The organism is Geodermatophilus sp. SYSU D00525, from assembly GCF_054050475.1.
In genome coordinates, this window is record NZ_JBJGZK010000021.1 from 41,974 (window position 1) to 59,210 (window position 17,237).

Genomic DNA, 17,237 nt, shown 5'->3' on the forward strand with positions numbered 1-17,237 from the left:
GTGCCGGTCAGCCGGCCTCGTTGCCGCCGCGGACGAGGGAGTCGTCGCGCTGGGCCTCGGCGTCGGTGGTCAGGGTCGTGTCCGCCTCGCCACCGTCACCGCGGTCGTGGCCGGGCGTCCCGTCCACCAGGTCCCCGTCGGGGTCCGAGGTGGCGGGGGAGTCGTGGTAGCCGCTGCTCTCGGGCTCGGTCATCAGTCGGTGCCTCCTCCGGATCGTGGGGTGGGGCCGGGGACCTCGCCGGACGCCGCGCCGCCCCGGGCGCGGGCGACGTCGCCGTCGGCCGTGGCGGGCAGGTCGTCGCCGGAGGCGGCGTCCCGCTCGAGGGCCTCGTCGCGGGTGAGGGGGACGTCGTCGAAGCCGGTCCCGGTGCTGCTGTTGTCGCCCGAGCCCGACGCGGTCGGGACGTCCTGCTGGATGCGGTCGCTGCCCTGCGGGTCGGTCATGGTGCCTCCTGTCCGACGGCGCTGCCGCGGGAGGCATGCCCGCCGTCGTCCCGGCGAAACGGCCGGCGGCGGGTCGGCCACCGCCCGCGCCGCGTGGTGCCCGGCCTCACCCTGCGGCGTGAGGACGGGCACCGCGCGGTGGGGTCCGCCGCTCCCGGCGCCACAGACGACGGCGGCCGCCGTCCCGCGAGGGGACGGCGGCCGCCGGGAGGACGAGGTCCTCCGTCAGAAGGCGCCCTCGGGGACCTCCATCAGCGCGTTGTCGGTGGCCTCGACGATCGCCCGCTCGCCGGCCAGCCGCGGCAGCACCTGGGTGGTGAAGAAGCGGGTGGCGGCCAGCTTGCCCTCGTAGAACAGCCGGTCCTTCTCGCTCACCGCGCCGGCCAGGGCGGCCAGCGCCACCTCGGACTGGCGGACCAGCAGCCACGCGGTGACCAGGTCGCCGACGGCCAGCAGCAGCCGGGTGGTGTTCTGGCCCACCTCGTACAGCTTGGTCACGTCCTGCTGGGCGCCGGTGAGCTGCCCGAACATCGCGGCGAGCATCGCCTGGACCTCGCCGAGGGCGGTCGCGAGGTGCGCCCGCTCCTCCTTGAGCCGGCCGTTGCCGGCCTCGGCGGCGATGGTGGCCTGGATCTGCGAGGCCAGCCAGGTCAGCGCGACGCCGCCGTCCTTGACGACCTTGCGGAAGAAGAAGTCCTGGCCCTGGATCGCCGTGGTGCCCTCGTAGAGGGTGTCGATCTTGGAGTCCCGGATGTACTGCTCGATCGGGTAGTCCTGCAGGTAGCCCGACCCGCCCAGGGTCTGCAGCGACTCGCTCGTGAGCAGCTGCGTGGCCCGCTCGGAGCCGAAGCCCTTGACCACCGGCAGCAGCAGGTCGTTGACGCGGGCGGCCAGCTCGGCCTCCTCGCTGTCGGCGGTGCCGGCGGCCTCGGCCTCGGTGACCTGGTCGCGGAAGCTCGCCGCGTAGAGGTACAGCGCCCGCATGCCCTCGGCGTAGGACTTCTGCAGCATGAGCGAGCGGCGCACGTCGGGGTGGTGGGTGATGGTCACCCGCGGGGCGTCCTTCGACGTGGCGGTGAGGTCGGCGCCCTGCACCCGCTCCTTGGCGAACGCCAGCGCCTGCTGGTAGCCCGCGGAGAGGGTCGCGATCGCCTTGGTGCCCACGAACATGCGGGCGTGCTCGATGACCTTGAACATCTGGGCGATGCCGTCGTGCACCTCGCCGACCAGCCAGCCCTTGGCCGGCACCGGGCCGTCGCCGAAGGTGAGCTCGCAGGTCGTGGAGACCTTGAGGCCCATCTTCTTCTCGACGTTGGTCACGTGGACGCCGTTGCGCTCGCCGAGCGCGCCGGTCCCGAGGTCGACGTGGAACTTGGGGACGACGAACAGCGACAGGCCCTTGGTGCCCGGCTTCGCGCCCTCGGGGCGGGCCAGCACCAGGTGGACGATGTTGTCGGACAGGTCGTGCTCGGCGGAGGTGATGAACCGCTTCACGCCGGTGATGTGCCAGGACCCGTCCTCCTGCCGCACGGCCTTCGTGCGGCCGGCGCCGACGTCGGAGCCGGCGTCGGGCTCGGTGAGCACCATCGTGGCGCCCCACCTGTGCTCGATCATGAGCTCGGCGAGCCGCTTCTGGTCGGCGGTGCCCAGCTCGTGCAGGACGGCGGCGAAGGCGGCCCACGCGCCGTACATGAAGACGGCGGGGTTGGCGCCGAGGACCATCTCGAAGGCGCCCCAGGTCAGTGCGTGCGGAGCGCCGAAGCCGCCGAGCTCCTCGGGCAGGTCCAGGCGGTACCACTCGCCGTCCTCGAGGGCGCGCACGGAGCGCTTGAACGACTCGGGCAGCGTCACCGAGTGCGTGGCGGGGTCGAACACCGGCGGGTTGCGGTCGGCGTCGGTGAAGCTCTCGGCGACCGGGCCCTCGGCCAGGCGCCGGATCTCGGCGAGCACGCCGCGGGCGGTCTCGGCGTCCATCTGCGCGAACGGGCCGGTGCCGAACCGGTCCTTGGTGTCGAGGAACTCGAAGAGGTTGAACTCGAGGTCCCGCAGGTTCGCGGTGTAGTGGCTCATGCGGTCAGGCTCCGTTGCTCCGTGCCGTCGGGACGGCGAGCAGCTACCTACTCGCCGGTAACGAACGTTATTACCGGCGGGTAACCAGGAGCAAGGCCGCGGGCCGGGACACGCCCGCAGGGGTCGGGCGCGTCCCGGGCCGGGAGGGTCAGCGGTTGCGGCGGCGGGCGCGCAGGACGAGGCCGGCGGACGCCGCGATCAGCGCCCCGAGCGCCGCGGCGATGAGCAGCGCCACCACCAGCGGCGCCTGCACGTCCCCGAAGACGAGGCTGATCTGCACCGTCTGGCCGTTGAAGACGACGAACAGCACGAGCAGGACGGTGACGAACAGCAGCAGGCCGAGGGCGAGGCCGCGGCCGACGGTGCGGCCGGCGGCCCCGGCGCGCGACGGCCCGGAGGGCCGCGTCGTCGCGGGGGAGGTGCCGGGAGAGGAGGTGCCCGCGGGGGAGGTGCCGGCGGACGTCGAGGGGGTGCCGTAGCCGCCGGCGAGCGGGTCGCTGCCGGGCGCGGACGTGCCGGAGGTGGGGTACCGGGGGTCGGCGGGCGAACCGGGAGCAGTCATGATCGCGGACTGTCCGCGGGAGGGCCCCCTCAAACCGCGGACCCCGGGGTTCCGCCCGGCGAGCGGGGCGTCAGTCCCGGTGCGCCGCCGGCTCGGTCTCCGCCGGCGGCCAGGAGGGTCCGGCGGCGCCGTCGGCCGGGCCGGTCCTCTCGGGGCCGTCGGAGTCCGGCGCCGGCGGGCCGGAGGTGCTGCTGCCGAGCGGGCCGACGGAGCGCGGCTCGTCCGGCTCGGGCATCTTCTGCTCGCGGGTGCTCACCCGCCCGAGTCTGCGGCCCCGGCGGGCGGGCGGCGACCGGACGGCGTCAGTCGTCGAGCGCGGGGCCGGCCTCGTGCGCGGGGTGCCCCGCGGTGCGCTCGCGCTGCTTCATGCGCGCCTCGAACACGTGCCGGTCGCCGTCGGCCAGCTCCTCGCGGGCCCGCTCGTCGAAGGCGCGGAAGACCGACCAGTAGTTCGCGTCGTAGTCCTCGACGATCTGGAAGGTCCACCGGTCGGCGATGACGTTGCGGCCGACCAGGTCGCGGTCCAGGTCGTCGGCGAGCCCGGTGTGCCCGGCCTTCCGGAACAGCTCCACCGCCTCCTGCAGGAGCAGGTCGGCCTTGCCGGAGTGCTGGTGGAAGCCGTAGAGCTGGCCGCGGGCCTGCTCGATCGTCTCCAGGGCCTCGGAGAGCCTGCCCAGGCCCTCGACGGTCGTGTCGTCGAGGTCGGGGCGGCTGCGGTCCACGGTCACCGGCCCATCCTGCGGGCCCCGCGCCGGGCCCGCCCGGCGAACGGGGGGGCTACCCGCCGGGCGGCGGGGGTCAGGCGGGGACGGCGACCGGCGCGGCGGCGACCGCGGCGGAGGTGGCGACCGCGACGTCGGTCAGCTGCTCGGCCAGCGCGCGGCCGTGGGCGGCCGGGCCGTCCGGGCCGAGCAGGCCGCCGGAGAGGTACATGCCGTCGATGATCAGGTGGACCTGGGCGGCGAGGTCCTCGCCGACACCGGGCGCGACCTGCTCGGCCAGCCGCTCGAGCCGGGCGTGCAGCTCGAACTTGTAGTCGGCGGCCGCGCTGCGGGCCGGGTGCGCCGGGTCGTCGTACTCGCTGCTCACGTTGGTGAACGGGCAGCCGCGGAAGCCGGCGCGGGTGACGTCGGCGTCGACGTACTCGACGACGGCGAGCAGCGCGCCGCGCGGGTCGTCCCGGTGCGCCAGCAGGATCTCGTCGATGTGACCGAGGACCGTGGCGGCCTTGCGGGCCAGGTAGGCGCCGACCAGCTCGTCCTTGCTCTTGAAGAGCCGGTAGACCGTCATCTTGCCCAGGCCCGTCTCGCGGACGAGCTCGTCCATGCCGACGCTGCGCGAGCTGCGGGCGGAGAACAGCCGCTCCGCGGTGTCGAGGACGATGGCCTCCCGCTCGGCGCGGCTGCGGCGGACCGGGGCGGAGCTGTCGGCGTCGGCGAAGGAGAGGGCGGCGGCGGTCACACGGGGGATCGTGCCGCCTGCCGTGACGGATCAGTTCGCGGCACGCCGGGCACCCGGCACGGCTGCGCGCTCGTGGGTGCCGAGGGGCGAACGCGCAGGTCGGGGCGGTGGTGAAGCGTGGGACCGCTGTGACGACGCGGCGGCGACGTCAGGCCCGGCGGGTGCGGCGCGGGTTGGCCAGCAGCCGGACGACGCGCTCGGCGGCCTCCTCGGCGGCTCCGGTTGCCGGGGCCGGCGGGGTGCCGGTGGCGTCGTCGGTCGTCCGGTCCTCGCGCTGCACCTCGTCCACGCGGCCACCCTGCCCGTCCCCGGCCGACGGGAACAGTCCCGGCCGGACGCCACACCCTCCCGGGCGGTGAGACGTACGTCACCCGGCGCGCGGCACGTCCGGGTGTCGGGCCGTGCCGCGCGCCGGGCGGGACGGGTCCGTCCGGGTCAGACGCCGGGGCTCTCGGCGGGGCCGTCGCCCAGGGGCTGCCCCTCGGCGGGCTCCTCGGGTCGCGGGGTGCGCCCGGCGTCGTCCTCCTCGCCGGGCGGGTCGCCCTCCGCGCGCTCGGGCGTGCGCGGCGGCCGTTCGGGCTCGGTCACGGCGTCCTCCTCGGGATGCGGCGGTGCGGTCGGGGAGGCCTTGCCCACCTGCGCGCCCGCCGACACCGGCTCAGTCCACGCGGGTGGCGGCGGGCACCCGCGGCAGCACCGCCCGGACGGCGGCGGCGTCGGGCAGGGCGCCCCGCGCGCCCGGCCCGGTCGTCGACAGCGCCGCGGCCGCGACCGCCTCGCGCACCGCGCCGGCCAGGTCCGCGCCCCGCGCCAGAGCAGCGCCCAGCGCGCCGCAGAGGCAGTCGCCCGCGCCGGTGGTGTCCACGGGCTCGACCGGCGGCGGCGCCTGCAGCAGCACCGGGCCGTCCTCCGGCACCACGAGCGCCCCCCGGGCGCCCACGGTCACCACGGTGGCCGCGGCGCCGAGGGTGCGGGCGAGGGCCGCCAGCTCCGCCGGCGTCCGCGGCGCCGGGTCCGCGCCGGCCAGCTGCACCAGCTCGTGCTCGTTGGGCACCAGCACCGCCACCCGCCGCAGCAGCTCCGGCGGCAGCGGCTGCGGCGGCGCGGGGGTGAGCACGACGAGGCCCGACGCCGCGTCCGCGGCCGCCCGCACGGTGGCCAGGGGCACCTCGAGCTGCAGCAGCACCACCGCGGCCCGCCGCACGGCCGGGACGTCGACGTCGTCCGGCGTCAGCTCCCCGTTGGCCCCCGGGACGACGACGATGAGGTTCTCCCCGCTGCCGTCCTCGACCGGGATGGTCGCCGACCCGGTCGGCTGCCCCCGCGTCGGGAGGACCAGCGCGGTGTCCACCCCGGCGGCTGCCAGCGCCGCCCGCTGCCGCTCGCCGGCCGGGTCGTCGCCGACCCGGCCGACCATCGCGACCCCGGACCCGGCCAGCCGCCCGGCGGCCGCGGCCTGGTTGGCGCCCTTGCCGCCGGGGGCGAGCACCGCCTCCCGCCCGACGACGGTCTCGCCCCTGCCGGGCAGCCGCCCGACCGCGACCAGCACGTCCTCGTTCAGGCTGCCGACGACGGTGACGGACACGGGCGACCTCCGGGAGCGCGGCGACGACGGCGCTCAGTCTGCGGGCCGCCCCCCGTCCCACTGCGCGTCGGTCGGGTGGGCGGTGTCCGCGCGCCGCGCCCACAGGGGCAGCCCGTACCAGGTCGCCGTCCCGAGGAGCAGGACGCCCGCCCCCGCGACGATCCCCGGACCCCGGCCCAGGACGACGTCGAGGACGAGCAGCACGCCGGAGCTGATCGCCAGCACCAGCAGCGCGAGACCCACCAGGAGCAGCCGGTCGCCCACCGCGATGAGCACCGCCTTGCGCCGCCGGCGGAACACCAGCCGGTGGAAGGCGACGGGCGCGATGAGGGCCACCGTCGCCAGGGCCGTGGCGAGCAGCGTGACGGTGTAGACGGTGACCTGGAAGCCGTCGAGCTCGGTGAAGCGCTGGGTGAAGGCCAGGCCGAGCAGGAAGGCGAACAGCACCTGCACGCCGGTGATGGCGACCCGCAGCTCCTGCAGCAGCTCGGCGAGGTTGCGGTCGAGCACCTGGTCGAGGCTCTCGCCGCGGGCCTCCGCGTTCTGGGTCGCGGCGGAGACGTCGAAGCCGCCGGCGCGCCCGCGCGTCGTCGTCCTCCCGTTGCCGTTCCCGGCCGGCACCACGACGTCCGGGTACCCGGGACGGGGCCCGCCTACCCGGGGACGCGCCCGGTCGCCGTTTCCCGAGGTCGGCGCCGCGGTACCGCCGGGGGAGGACCGACCGAGGAGGGGCCGTGGCCGACGACGACCGGGACGCCGTCAGGAAGGACTTCGACGAGGCGGTCAACATGAGCGCCTCGGAGCTGGAGAGGTGGCTCGACACCGACGAGTCGCGGTCGGTGGGGCAGAAGAGCGGCGGCTCCGGGGAGTCCACCGGGCACGAGTCCGGTCGGCGCATCGTCGAGCTGCTGCACAAGAAGAGGGACGACCTCACCGACGACGACTACGCCCACATGGAGAAGGTCCACGGCTACGTCCAGCGGCACCTGGCCCAGGAGCCGAAGAAGGAGGACGTCGAGGACTCCAAGTGGCGGTACTCGCTGATGAACTGGGGCCACGACCCGCTGAAGAAGGGATAGCCCCGCCCCGTGCGCATCGACGACCCCCGCCGCAACGACCCGGCCATGTACGACGACCTGGCCGACCAGTGGTGGGAAGCCGCGGGCGGCTTCGCGATGCTGCACTGGCTGGCCGCGCACCGGGCCCGCTACATCCCCCCGGCGCCGGATCCCGGCGCCCTGCTGGTCGACCTCGCGTGCGGCGGCGGGCTCATGGCGCCGCACGCGGCCCGCCTGGGCTACCGGCACGTCGGCGTGGACCTGAACGCCGCGGGTCTGTCCGTCGCGGCGGAGCACGGCGTCGCCGCGGTGCGCGGCTCGGTGCTGGCGGTGCCGCTGCGGGACGGCTGCGCCGACGTCGTCGTGGCCGGGGAGATCCTCGAGCACGTCGCCGACGACGTCGCGGTGCTCGCCGAGGCCGCGCGGCTGCTGCGCCCGGGCGGCACGCTGGTCGTCGACGCGATCGCCGCCACCCGGCTGGCGGAGCTGATCGCCGTCCGGCTCATGGAGCGGGTCCCCGGCGGGCCGCCGCCGGGGATCCACGACCCCGCCCTGTTCGTCGACCGACGCCGGCTGCTCGCCGCCGCCGACGGCCTCGGCCTGGACCTGCGGCTCGTGGGGCTGCGCCCGTCGGTGCGCGACCTGGTCGCCTGGCGGCTCGGCCGGCGCGACGTCGTCCGGATGCGGGAGCTGCCCACGACGGCGGTGCTGTTCGCCGGCCACGGACGCAGGCGCGACGCGGCGCGTCCGCCAGGTGACGGCGCGCCACCCGAGGAGCGCCGGACCGCCCCCGCCCGTACGGTCGGGGCGTGATCACCTCGCTGAGCAGCGCGTTCCCCCGGGAGCCCCGCGGGTGAGCGCCGCCGTGCTGACCGGCGCCGGGGCCGCCCTCCCGGCGCCCCTCGACCAGGACGCGGCGTGGGAGGGGTTCTTCGCCCGCCACTACGAGGGCGTCCGCGCCGCCCGCCGGATCTGGGCGAGCGCCGGCGTGCGCACCCGGCACGCGGTCGCCAACCCGGTCGACGAGGACCTCAGCCGGTGGAGCACCGGGGCCCGCATGGCCCGCTACGTGGAGGAGGCGCTCCCGCTGGGGAAGCAGGCGGTCGCCGGGGCGCTCGACGACGCCGGCCTCGCGCCGGGCGACGTCGGCCTGTTCGCCGTCGCCACCTGCACCGGGTACGCCACCCCCGGGCTGGACATCCGGCTGGCCAGCGACCTGGGCATGCCCGCGGGCCTGCAGCGGCTGCTGGTCGGGCACATGGGCTGCTACGCCGCGCTGCCCGGGCTGGCCGCCGTCGGCGACTTCGTCGCCGCACGCTCGCGCCCGGCGGTGCTGCTGTGCTGCGAGCTGACCAGCCTGCACGTGCAGCCGGCGCAGCGGGACCTGGACCAGGTGGTCGCCCACGCGCTGTTCTCCGACGCCGCGGCCGCCGTCGTCGTCGAGCCCGGCGCCGGCCGCGGGCGGCGGCTGGCCGGGGTGGTCGCGCGCACCGACCCCTCGACGGCCGACCACATGACCTGGGACGTCACCGACCTCGGCTTCCGCATGGGCCTGTCCCCGCGGGTCCCCGACGTCCTGTCCCGGCACGTGGGCGACGTGGTCACCGAGCTGCTCGGCGGCGCGGGCCTGCGGGTCGAGGACGTCGCCGGGTGGGCGGTGCACCCCGGGGGCCCGCGGATCATCGACGTGGTCCGCGACGAGCTGGGCCTCGCCGAGGCGCAGGTCGCCGCGTCGCGCCGGGTGCTGGCCGAGCACGGCAACTGCTCGTCGGCCACCGTGCTGCTGGTGCTCCAGGAGCTCGCCGACGTCGACGGCCCCGTGGTCGTGACGGCCTTCGGTCCGGGGTTGACCCTGTACGCAGCGCTACTCCTGCCGATCTGACCTCGCGGAACGGGCCGTCCCGGCACTACCCTCTGTGATCCCGATCTCGGTCGTGGAGGGGGGTCGGTCGTGGTCACCGGTACGTCCGTCCGCGTGTTCCTGGTCGACGACCACGAGGTGGTCCGCCGGGGGGTGGCCGAGGTGCTCGAGGACGATCCCGGGCTGGCGGTCGTCGGCGAGGCCGGGAGCGTCGCGGAGGCCCTGGCCCGCTGCCCGGCGGTCCGGCCCGACGTCGTCCTCGTGGACATGCGGCTGCCCGACGGCGACGGCGCCGAGCTCATCCGCCGGCTGGGGGAGCGGCTGCCCGGCGTCCGCTGCCTGGTGCTGTCCAGCTACGCCGACGAGGCGGCGGTCGCGTCGGCCGCGGCGGCGGGAGCGGCCGGCTACGTGGTCAAGCAGGTGCGGGGCGCGGACCTGGTCTCCGCGGTGCACACGGTCGCGGGGGGCAGCACGCTGGCCGGCTGGCCGGGGCGGCGGCCGGGCGCCGGGCCCGACGGCGACCGGCGGCTGTCCGCGCTCACCGAGCAGGAGCGCTCGGTGCTCATGCTCATCGGGGAGGGGCTGACCAACCGGCAGATCGGCGAGCGGATGGGCCTGGCCGAGAAGACGGTCAAGAACTACACCAGCCACCTGCTGGCCAAGCTGGGGCTGGAGCGGCGCACCCAGGCCGCGATCCTGGCCACCGAGCTGCGCGGACGCCGCTCCTGACCGGCGGGCCGGGCGCTCAGGACCGCCGCGCCGGCCCCGGCACCGTCCAGCTCACCTCGGTGCCCGCCGGACCTCCGGTCGCGGTCAGCCGCCCGCCGCGGCGCTCGGCCCGCTCGGCCAGGTTGGCCAGCCCGCTGCGGCGGGTGACCGCGGGCAGCCCGCAGCCGTCGTCGGTGACCCGGACGGACACCGGCGCGCCCGGCCCGTCCTCCCCGACCTCGACCGAGACCTCGACCCGGCCAGCGCCGGCGTGCCGGACCACGTTGGTCACGAGCTCCCGCACCACCGCCAGCAGGTCGGCGGCCAGGCCCGCGGGCAGGCCGTCGAGGTCCCCGCGCAGCCGCAGCCCCGGCTGCACCGGGGAACCCTCGGTGGCCTGCCGCACGGTGTCGGCCACCCCCGCGGCCAGGCCCTCGGGGACGACGTCGTCGTGGAGGCCGAAGATCGCCGAGCGGATCTGCGCCAGCGTCCCGTCCAGCTCGTCGACGCTGCGCCCGATGCGGCGGGCGGCGTAGGGGTCGACGTCCTCCAGCGTCCGGCCGATGCGGTCCAGCGTCAGCGCCGTCGCGTAGATCCGCTGGACGACGTGGTCGTGCAGGTCGCGGGCGATCCGGTCGCGGTCGGCCTGCACCTGCAGCCGGCGCTCGCGCCGCTGGCTGCGCGCCAGCTCCAGGGCCAGCCCGGCCTGACCGGCGAACGCGGACAGCGCCTCGAGGACCTCGGCGTCGAACGGCTCGCGGTCGGCGCGGCGCAGGCAGACCAGGGTCCCCAGGGCCGGGCCGAGCGGGGCGATGACCGCGGAGCGGGCGCCGCGGACGAGCTCGACGGCGACCTCGGCGTGCCGGCCCAGCACGGGGTCCGCCGCGACGTCCTCCACCAGCTCCCCCAGCCCGGTGCGGTGCACCCGGCCGACGTGGGTGTCCTCCAGCGGGACCCGCACCCCGTCGAGCTCGCCGGCCATGTAGCCGGCCGAGGCCACGATGGTCAGCGCCTCGGGGTCGCCCTCCTGCGCGATGAGCAGCGCCCCGGCCTCGGCGTCGCTCAGCGCGACGGCCCGTTCGGCCACCGTGAGCAGCACCTCGGCCGGGTCCTCCCCCGAGAGCAGCTCGGTCGCCACCTCGGTGCCGGCCTGCACCCACGCCCGGCGGCGCTCGGCGGCCTCGGCCAGCCGCGCGTTCTCGATGGCCAGGCCGGCGGCCGCGGCCAGCGCCTGCACCGCCTCCTCGTCGGCCTCGGTGAACGGGCCGCCGGCGCGCTTCTCGGTCAGGTAGAGGTGGCCGAAGACGGAGTCGCGGACGCACACCGGCACGCCGAGGAAGGACTGCATCGGCGGGTGGCCGGCGGGGAAGCCGACCGACGCCGGGTGGGCGCCGAGGTCGTCGAGTCTCAGCGCCTCCGGGTGGTCGACCAGCAGGCCGAGGATGCCCGCGCCGGCCGGGAGGCGGCCGATGCCGCCGCGGGTCTCCTCGTCCATGCCGACGATGACGAACCGGTCCAGGCGCCGTCCGTCGCGGGTGAGGACGCCGAGTGCGCCGTAGGTGGCGTCGGCGTGCGCGACCGCCGCCTCGACGATCGAGTGCAGCGTCGCCTCGAGGTGCTCACCGGCGGCGGCCGCCCGCACGCCGGCGGCGAACGCCGGGGGCACGCCCTCCGGGCCGGGCGGGGTCACGGCCCGTCCGGAGGGTTCCTGGTGCGCACCGGGCTGGTCGCGCGCCGGGGGGCTCACGCGCCGTGCGCGATGCGGCGTGTCGGGGTGCGGGGCGTGACCTGCCGCAGGAGGGCGCGTCCCGCACCGTTCACCAGCACCAGGTCACCGCCGCGGCCGGCCCCGACCAGGGCCTCCAGCAGGGGTCGCTCCAGGGTGGTGATGCGGACGCGGCCGGTCACGCCGGTCTCGGCGATGGCCCGCACGACCTGGGCCTCGACCCGCTCGAGTGCGAGAGCACGGACGTGCTCCCCGGCCGGGCGCTGTCCGTTCAGCGCCCCCTCCCCGCCGTCGACGACGTCGACGGCGAGCACGGTCCCCTCGCGGCGGGCCGCCTCGCGCAGCGCCCACACCAGGGCGCCGTAGCCGGAGGACGAGCCGTCGACGTGGACGACGATCGAGGGCGCCGGACGGCGGGAGAGCTGCGGGACGAGCCGGACGGGCTCGACGGGCGGAACGGACCGGTCCTCGGACGGAACGGAGGCGGTCGGATCTGCCATGCAGTGATCCTCGCGACACGCGGCGCGTTCGGACAGGGACCAAGGACCCGGTCAGCCCCCTCGGGTCCCCGTGACGACCGCCGTGCCGTCCTCCCCGGGGCCGTGGACGTCCGCCCGCAGACCAGCGGCGGCGAGCACCGCGGCCAGCACGGGCGCCTGGTCCTCCCCGGCCTCGGCCAGCAGGACCCCGCCGGCGGCGAGCCAGGCCGGGGCGCCCGCGGCCACGCGGCGGTGCACGTCGAGGCCGTCCGCGCCCCCGTCGAGCGCCGCCCGCGGCTCGTGCAGGCGGGCCTCGGGCGGCAGCAGGGGCAGCGCCGCGGTGGGCACGTAGGGCGCGTTGACCACCAGGACGTCGACCCGCCCGCGCAGCCGCCCCGGCAGCGCGTCGAAGAGGTCGCCGCCGTGCACGTGCCCGCCCACCGGTGCGAGGTTGCGCCGGGCGTGGTGCAGCGCGGCGGGGTCGACGTCGGCGGCGTGCAGCTCGGCCACCTCGACGGCGGTGGCCAGCGCGAGGCCCGCCGCGCCGCAGCCGCAGCACAGGTCCACCGCGACCGGCGCCCGCCCCTCCCGTGCCCACGCCGCCCGCGCCACCGCCACCGCCCGGCCGACCAGGGCCGCGGTGCGCCGGCGCGGGACGAAGACGCCGGGGCCGACGGAGACCCGCAGGCCGCAGAACTCGACCTCGCCGAGCACGTGCTCCAGCGGCTCCCCGGCGACGCGCCGCCCGGCGAGGGCGTCGAGCTCCTCCGGCGTGGCCGCGGCGGCGGTGAGCAGGCGGGCCTCGTCCTCGGCGAAGACGCACCCGGCGGCGCGCAGCCGCGCGACGAGGTCGTCGACAGCCGCGGGGGAGGGCTCCGCGCTCACCCCCCGGCCTCCGCGGACGGGTCCACGGGCAGACCCTGGCACGGCCGCCGGTGTCCGGCCGTGCCGGGGCGGTCAGCGCGGGGACGCGGCCGGGACGTCCTCCCCGGCGGCGCGGGGCGCCGGGGCGGCCCGCAGGGCGGCGCCCGGGGAGTCCGGCCGGCGGCGCTCGACCCCGGGAGCCGCCGCCTCCTCCTCGTGCGCCGCAGCGGGCAGGGGACGGCCGAGGTGGTAGCCCTGCCCGTACCCGACGCCGAGACCGCGGAGCGCGGCCAGCTCGTCGGCGGTCTCGATGCCCTCGGCCACGAGGTCCAGGCCGAGCGTCTGGCCCAGTTGCACGATCGCGCCGATGACCGCGTGGTCCTCCGGGCTCGTGGCCACGCCGTCGACGAAGGACTTGTCGATCTTGAGGACGTCGATGGGGAACCGGCGCAGGTAGCCCAGCGACGAGTAGCCGGTGCCGAAGTCGTCGAGGGCCAGCCGGACGCCGAGGTCCTTGACCTCCTCCAGCTTGCCGGTGGTGGCGGCGGCGTCCTGCACGAGCAGCGACTCGGTGATCTCGAGGGTCAGCCGCCGGGGGTCCAGGCCGGAGCGGTCCAGCGCCTCGGCGACGTCGCCGACCAGGCTGGGGTGCTGGAACTGGCGCACCGACACGTTGACGCTCATCCGCGGGCCGCTGCCGTCCGGTTGCTGCCACGCGGCGGCCTGGCGGGTGGCCTCCCGGAGCACCCAGCGGCCGATCGGGACGATCAGGCCGCTGTCCTCGGCCAGCGCGATGAACCGCGCCGGCGGCACCAGCCCGTGCGTGGGGTGCTGCCAGCGCACCAGGGCCTCGTAGCCGCTGGTGGTGGCCGAGGCCAGGTCGACGATCGGCTGGTAGTGGAGGACGAGCTCCTGCCGGTCCAGCGCCTGGTAGAGGTCGGCGAGCAGGCGCTCGCGCTCGAGGTGGGCGGCGTGGTGGCTGGGCTGGAAGGTCTCGTAGCGCCCCTTCCCGCTGGACTTGGCCACGTACATGGCGATGTCCGCCGCGCGCAGCAGCCCCAGGCCGCTGGCGGCGCAGGTGGCCGAGGTGGCGATGCCCATGCTCACGCTCGCGCGGACGGCGCGGTCGGCGACGTGGACCGGCTGGGCGAGGGCGGCCAGCACCCGCTCGGCGACCAGGGGCGCGAGCTCGCCGCTGCGCGCGCCGCTCATCAACACGGCGAACTCGTCGCCGGCCAGGCGGGCGAGCGTGTCCTCGGGGCGCAGGCAGCCGCCGACCCGCTGGGCCACCACCCGCAGCAGGGCGTCACCGCCGTCGTGGCCGAGGTTGTCGTTGACGGTCTTGAGGTTGTCCAGGTCCAGGAACAGCACCGCCGCGGGAGTGCCGGTGACCCGCTCGCGCGCCTCCGCGGCGCGCAGGCGCTCCATGAACAGCGCCCGGTTGGGCAGGCCGGTCAGGGGGTCGTGGAAGGCCTGCACTCGCAGCTGGTCCTCGAGCTCCTTGCGGTCGCTGGTGTCGCGCGTGGTGAGCACGATGCCACTGACGGCGGGGTCGTCGAGCAGGTTGCGGGCGGCGGTGTCGGTCCAGCGCCAGGAGCCGTTGCGGTGCCGCATGCGGGCGGCCGGCCAGGTCGCCGGCGGTTCCCCGGCGACCACGCGGGCGAGGTGCTCGCGGAAGACCTGCACGTCCTCGGGGTGGACCAGGTCGTGGACGTCGGTGCCGATCAGCGTCCCCGGCGGGTAGCCGAGGACCCAGCCCACCGACGGCGTCTGGTACGTGACGGTGCCCGCGGGATCGACGACGGTGATGACGTCCGAGGCGTTGCGGACCAGCGACCGGAAGTGCTCCCCCGCCTCGAGGGCGTCGAGGAGGCTGTTGAAGGCGCGGGCGGTCTCGCCGAGCTGGTCGTCGGAGTCCACGGTGATCCGCTGCGACGTCGAGTGCGACCAGTCCCCGGTCCGGCTGGCGTGCGAGATGGTCTGCGCCACCGAGTGCAGGTGGGTGCTGAGGACGGCCAGCCGCCCACCGACCAGGCACCGGCACAGCGCGTAGCTCAGCCCGCCGACCAGGAAGCCGGCACCGAGGCAGGCCGCCCGGAACACCGGGCGGTCGGCGTACTGGGCCGGTACCCCGAGGCCCGTGGCGAAGGGCGGGAACACCAGCCCGACCGCGATGCCGAGGCCGACCATCCACACCGCGAGGTCCCAGAACACCCGTGAGGTGAGACGGAAGCCCCGCGGCCGTCGCCGGTCGCCGTCGACCCGGAGCTGGAAGGCATGCATGCCCAGGACGTCGTCACCGTGCCCGGGCGCTTGAGGCCGGTGGCCGCAGATCACCCCCAGGGGTGTGCGCAGGCAGGAGGCGCGGCGCCGGGCTCGATTTCGGCCGGGCGCTGCCGATGGGGATCCCATGCGACTGGTTCCCGCCACCTCCCCGGGCCGGCTCGTCGGCGAGGACGTCCGCGTCCCGACGGCCGGCGGGGGGCTCACCCGCTACGTCGACCTCGACGCCGCGGCCACCAGCTCGTCGTCGGTCCGGGTGGCCCGGGCGGTGCAGGAGTTCCTGCCCCGCTACTCGAGCGTGCACCGCGGCGCCGGCGCGAAGTCCCGGTACACCAGCGCCCGCTACGAGGCCGCCCGCGAGACCGTGCTCTCCTTCGTCGGGGCGGACCCCGCCACGCACGAGGCCGTCTTCGTCCGCAACACCACCGAGGCGCTGAACGCGCTGGCGTTCCGGCTCGCGCTCGAGCCGGACGACGTCGTGCTCACCACCGCGGTCGAGCACCACGCCAACCTCCTGCCGTGGCGGCGCGCCGCGCGGCTGCGGGTGGTCGAGGTCGGCGCCGGGGGGGCCTTCACGGCCGAGGACGTCGTCGCCGCGCTGGACCAGCGCCCGACCCCGCGCGTCCTGGCCCTCACCGGCGCCTCCAACGTCACCGGGTGGCTGCCCGACCTGGCCGCGATCACCGCCGCCGCGCGGGATCGCGGCGTGTTCGTGGTGGTGGACGCCGCCCAGCTGGCGCCGCACCGGCCGATCGACGTGACCGCCCTCGGCGTCGACGCCCTCGCCCTGTCGGGGCACAAGGCGTACGCGCCCTTCGGCGCCGGCGCGCTCGTCGCCCCGCGGGGCCTGCTCGGCCGCGGCGAGCCGCTGCTGGTCGGCGGCGGCGCGGTCCGGGCGGTCTCCTTCGACGACGTCGTCTGGGCCGGCGCCCCCGACCGGGACGAGGCCGGCTCGCCGAACGTCGTCGGCGCGGTCGCCCTGGCCGCCGCGGCCGAGGAGCTGGCCGAGGACTGGCCCGGCCTGCTCGCCCACGAGCGCGCCCTCACCGCGGCCCTGGACGCCGAGCTCGCGACGGTCCCGGGGCTGCGCCGCCTGGGCCCGGCGACGGGGGACCGGCTGCCGGTGGCGGCCTTCCTCCTCGACGACCTCCCGCACGGTCTGGTGGCCGCCCGGCTGTCCGCGGAGTTCGGGATCGGCGTGCGCAGCGGCTGCTTCTGCGCCCACCCGTACATGGCCCGCCTGCTGGAGCTGAGCGAGGAGCAGGTCCGCGCCTTCCACGACGCGGCCCGGGCCGGCGAGGTCCAGCTGCCCGGCGCCGTGCGCGCCAGCGCCAACCGCGGGACGACCCTGGACGACGTCGCGGCGCTCGGGGCCGCGCTGCGCGCCGTGGCGGCGACGCCGGAGGAGAGCGCCCGCTACCGCGTCGACGAGCGGGGCGAGTACCTGCCCGGCGACGCGCGGACGCCGGTCCTGCTGGGGGCCTGACCGTGTGCCTGGTGCTGCGGCTGCCCGCGCGGCGGACGCTGGTCGTCCGCTGTCGCCCGTGGCGGCGCCGGGGAGCTCAGACGCGGTCCAGCAGCGAGCGCAGCGGTGACGGGACCGCCGCGGGCTCCAGCCGCTCGACGAGGGCGCGCGCGTAGCGGGCCTTGCGCCCGCTGGTCGTGCCCAGGAAGCGGCGCAGCTGCGCCTCGGCCGGGCGCCCGCGCTGCGCCGGCTGCCGCCGGAAGGTGGCCAGGGCGGAGGCCTCGCGGTGCTCGGCGACGGCCGCCTCGACCCCGGCCGTCCCCACCGCCCGGATCAGCTCGTCCTCGAGGTCGGCCACGCAGGCGAAGAACCCCGCCGTCGCCGGGTCGGGCACGCCGAGCGCCCGGCGGACGACGTCCCGCTCGGCGAGGTCGTAGAGGCCGGCCACGCGGACGCCGGGACCGGTCGCGGCGAGGTGGCGACGGACGGCGTGCGCGCCGCCCATCGCGACGACGTCCACGCCCTCGGCGGCCAGGTCCCGGCCCAGTCCCCGCGCGGCGGCCAGCACGGCCTCGCGGTCACTGACCCCCTCGACGAGCACCACGGCGCGGAGGACGGGCGGGAGCGGCACGGGCGGACGGTCCCACGCGGGGGACGGGCAGGCCACCGGC

21 protein-coding genes are annotated in these 17,237 nt (G+C 76.9%); 5 read left to right on the plus strand and 16 right to left on the minus strand.

The window, feature by feature from the left end:
• Window positions 1-7: 7 nt before the first annotated feature.
• The 11 genes from ACI796_RS16785 to ACI796_RS16835 all read right to left on the minus strand — a co-directional run bounded on the left by ACI796_RS16785 (window position 8) and on the right by ACI796_RS16835 (window position 6,746).
• Window positions 8-193, minus strand: coding sequence for a hypothetical protein (locus ACI796_RS16785; RefSeq protein WP_456942361.1), 186 nt, complete (start codon window positions 191-193; stop codon window positions 8-10).
• Window positions 193-444, minus strand: coding sequence for a hypothetical protein (locus ACI796_RS16790; protein WP_456942362.1), 252 nt, complete (start codon window positions 442-444; stop codon window positions 193-195). Before ACI796_RS16790 ends, ACI796_RS16785 begins: the two co-directional genes overlap by 1 nt.
• 225 nt (window positions 445-669) lie before the next feature.
• Entirely contained in the window at window positions 670-2,514 is a 1,845-nt protein-coding gene (locus ACI796_RS16795) for an acyl-CoA dehydrogenase (protein ID WP_456942363.1), read from the minus strand.
• A 148-nt stretch (window positions 2,515-2,662) separates the two neighbouring features.
• Window positions 2,663-3,076, minus strand: coding sequence for a lipopolysaccharide assembly protein LapA domain-containing protein (locus ACI796_RS16800; RefSeq protein ID WP_456942364.1), 414 nt, complete (start codon window positions 3,074-3,076; stop codon window positions 2,663-2,665).
• A 70-nt stretch (window positions 3,077-3,146) separates the two neighbouring features.
• Window positions 3,147-3,332, minus strand: coding sequence for a hypothetical protein (locus tag ACI796_RS16805; protein ID WP_456942365.1), 186 nt, complete (start codon window positions 3,330-3,332; stop codon window positions 3,147-3,149).
• Window positions 3,333-3,378: 46 nt separating this feature from the next.
• Window positions 3,379-3,804, minus strand: a complete 426-nt coding sequence (locus ACI796_RS16810) for a hypothetical protein (RefSeq protein ID WP_456942366.1) — start codon at window positions 3,802-3,804, stop codon at window positions 3,379-3,381.
• Between the two features lie 70 nt (window positions 3,805-3,874).
• Window positions 3,875-4,537 carry a TetR/AcrR family transcriptional regulator gene (locus ACI796_RS16815; protein ID WP_456942367.1) on the minus strand — a complete coding sequence of 221 codons (663 nt, stop codon included), beginning with the start codon at window positions 4,535-4,537 and terminating at the stop codon, window positions 3,875-3,877.
• A 148-nt stretch (window positions 4,538-4,685) separates the two neighbouring features.
• Window positions 4,686-4,826: a hypothetical protein gene (locus ACI796_RS16820; RefSeq protein ID WP_456942368.1), complete on the minus strand. Its 141-nt coding sequence runs from the start codon at window positions 4,824-4,826 to the stop codon at window positions 4,686-4,688.
• Between the two features lie 146 nt (window positions 4,827-4,972).
• Window positions 4,973-5,125 carry a hypothetical protein gene (locus ACI796_RS16825; protein WP_456942369.1) on the minus strand — a complete coding sequence of 51 codons (153 nt, stop codon included), beginning with the start codon at window positions 5,123-5,125 and terminating at the stop codon, window positions 4,973-4,975.
• A 70-nt stretch (window positions 5,126-5,195) separates the two neighbouring features.
• A complete protein-coding gene (locus ACI796_RS16830; protein ID WP_456942370.1) occupies window positions 5,196-6,122 on the minus strand; it encodes a PfkB family carbohydrate kinase in 927 nt (308 codons plus the stop codon).
• A 33-nt stretch (window positions 6,123-6,155) separates the two neighbouring features.
• Window positions 6,156-6,746 (minus strand): DUF6328 family protein, encoded by a 591-nt coding sequence (locus ACI796_RS16835; RefSeq protein WP_456942371.1) that lies wholly within the window; start codon window positions 6,744-6,746, stop codon window positions 6,156-6,158.
• 110 nt (window positions 6,747-6,856) lie between these two features.
• Here ACI796_RS16835 and ACI796_RS16840 point away from each other — a divergent pair, with 110 nt between their 5' ends.
• From ACI796_RS16840 to ACI796_RS16855, 4 genes are all read left to right on the plus strand, one after another.
• Window positions 6,857-7,201 carry a DUF3140 domain-containing protein gene (locus ACI796_RS16840; RefSeq protein ID WP_456942372.1) on the plus strand — a complete coding sequence of 115 codons (345 nt, stop codon included), beginning with the start codon at window positions 6,857-6,859 and terminating at the stop codon, window positions 7,199-7,201.
• Between the two features lie 9 nt (window positions 7,202-7,210).
• On the plus strand, window positions 7,211-7,993 hold the full coding sequence (locus ACI796_RS16845; RefSeq protein WP_456942373.1) for a methyltransferase domain-containing protein: 783 nt from the start codon (window positions 7,211-7,213) through the stop codon (window positions 7,991-7,993).
• 40 nt (window positions 7,994-8,033) lie between these two features.
• Complete coding sequence (locus ACI796_RS16850) at window positions 8,034-9,062, plus strand: type III polyketide synthase (protein WP_456942374.1); 1,029 nt, start codon at window positions 8,034-8,036, stop codon at window positions 9,060-9,062.
• 69 nt (window positions 9,063-9,131) lie between these two features.
• Entirely contained in the window at window positions 9,132-9,770 is a 639-nt protein-coding gene (locus ACI796_RS16855) for a response regulator transcription factor (protein WP_456942375.1), read from the plus strand.
• A gap of 16 nt (window positions 9,771-9,786) precedes the next feature.
• Here the strand turns inward: ACI796_RS16855 and ACI796_RS16860 are convergent, their stop codons facing one another.
• The 4 genes from ACI796_RS16860 to ACI796_RS16875 form a co-directional block, all read right to left on the minus strand.
• Window positions 9,787-11,439: a GAF domain-containing protein gene (locus ACI796_RS16860; RefSeq protein WP_456942376.1), complete on the minus strand. Its 1,653-nt coding sequence runs from the start codon at window positions 11,437-11,439 to the stop codon at window positions 9,787-9,789.
• A 53-nt stretch (window positions 11,440-11,492) separates the two neighbouring features.
• A complete protein-coding gene (locus tag ACI796_RS16865) occupies window positions 11,493-11,975 on the minus strand; it encodes a universal stress protein (protein WP_456942377.1) in 483 nt (160 codons plus the stop codon).
• A gap of 51 nt (window positions 11,976-12,026) precedes the next feature.
• Window positions 12,027-12,839, minus strand: coding sequence for a putative protein N(5)-glutamine methyltransferase (locus ACI796_RS16870; RefSeq protein ID WP_456942378.1), 813 nt, complete (start codon window positions 12,837-12,839; stop codon window positions 12,027-12,029).
• Between the two features lie 72 nt (window positions 12,840-12,911).
• A complete protein-coding gene (locus ACI796_RS16875) occupies window positions 12,912-15,101 on the minus strand; it encodes a putative bifunctional diguanylate cyclase/phosphodiesterase (RefSeq protein ID WP_456942379.1) in 2,190 nt (729 codons plus the stop codon).
• 127 nt (window positions 15,102-15,228) lie between these two features.
• On the opposite strand from ACI796_RS16875, the gene ACI796_RS16880 reads away from it, so the two are divergent.
• Window positions 15,229-16,587: an aminotransferase class V-fold PLP-dependent enzyme gene (locus tag ACI796_RS16880; protein WP_456942380.1), complete on the plus strand. Its 1,359-nt coding sequence runs from the start codon at window positions 15,229-15,231 to the stop codon at window positions 16,585-16,587.
• 76 nt (window positions 16,588-16,663) lie between these two features.
• On the opposite strand, the gene ACI796_RS16885 is transcribed toward ACI796_RS16880, so the two are convergent.
• Window positions 16,664-17,197 (minus strand): TOPRIM nucleotidyl transferase/hydrolase domain-containing protein, encoded by a 534-nt coding sequence (locus ACI796_RS16885; protein ID WP_456942381.1) that lies wholly within the window; start codon window positions 17,195-17,197, stop codon window positions 16,664-16,666.
• Window positions 17,198-17,237 lie beyond the last annotated feature (40 nt).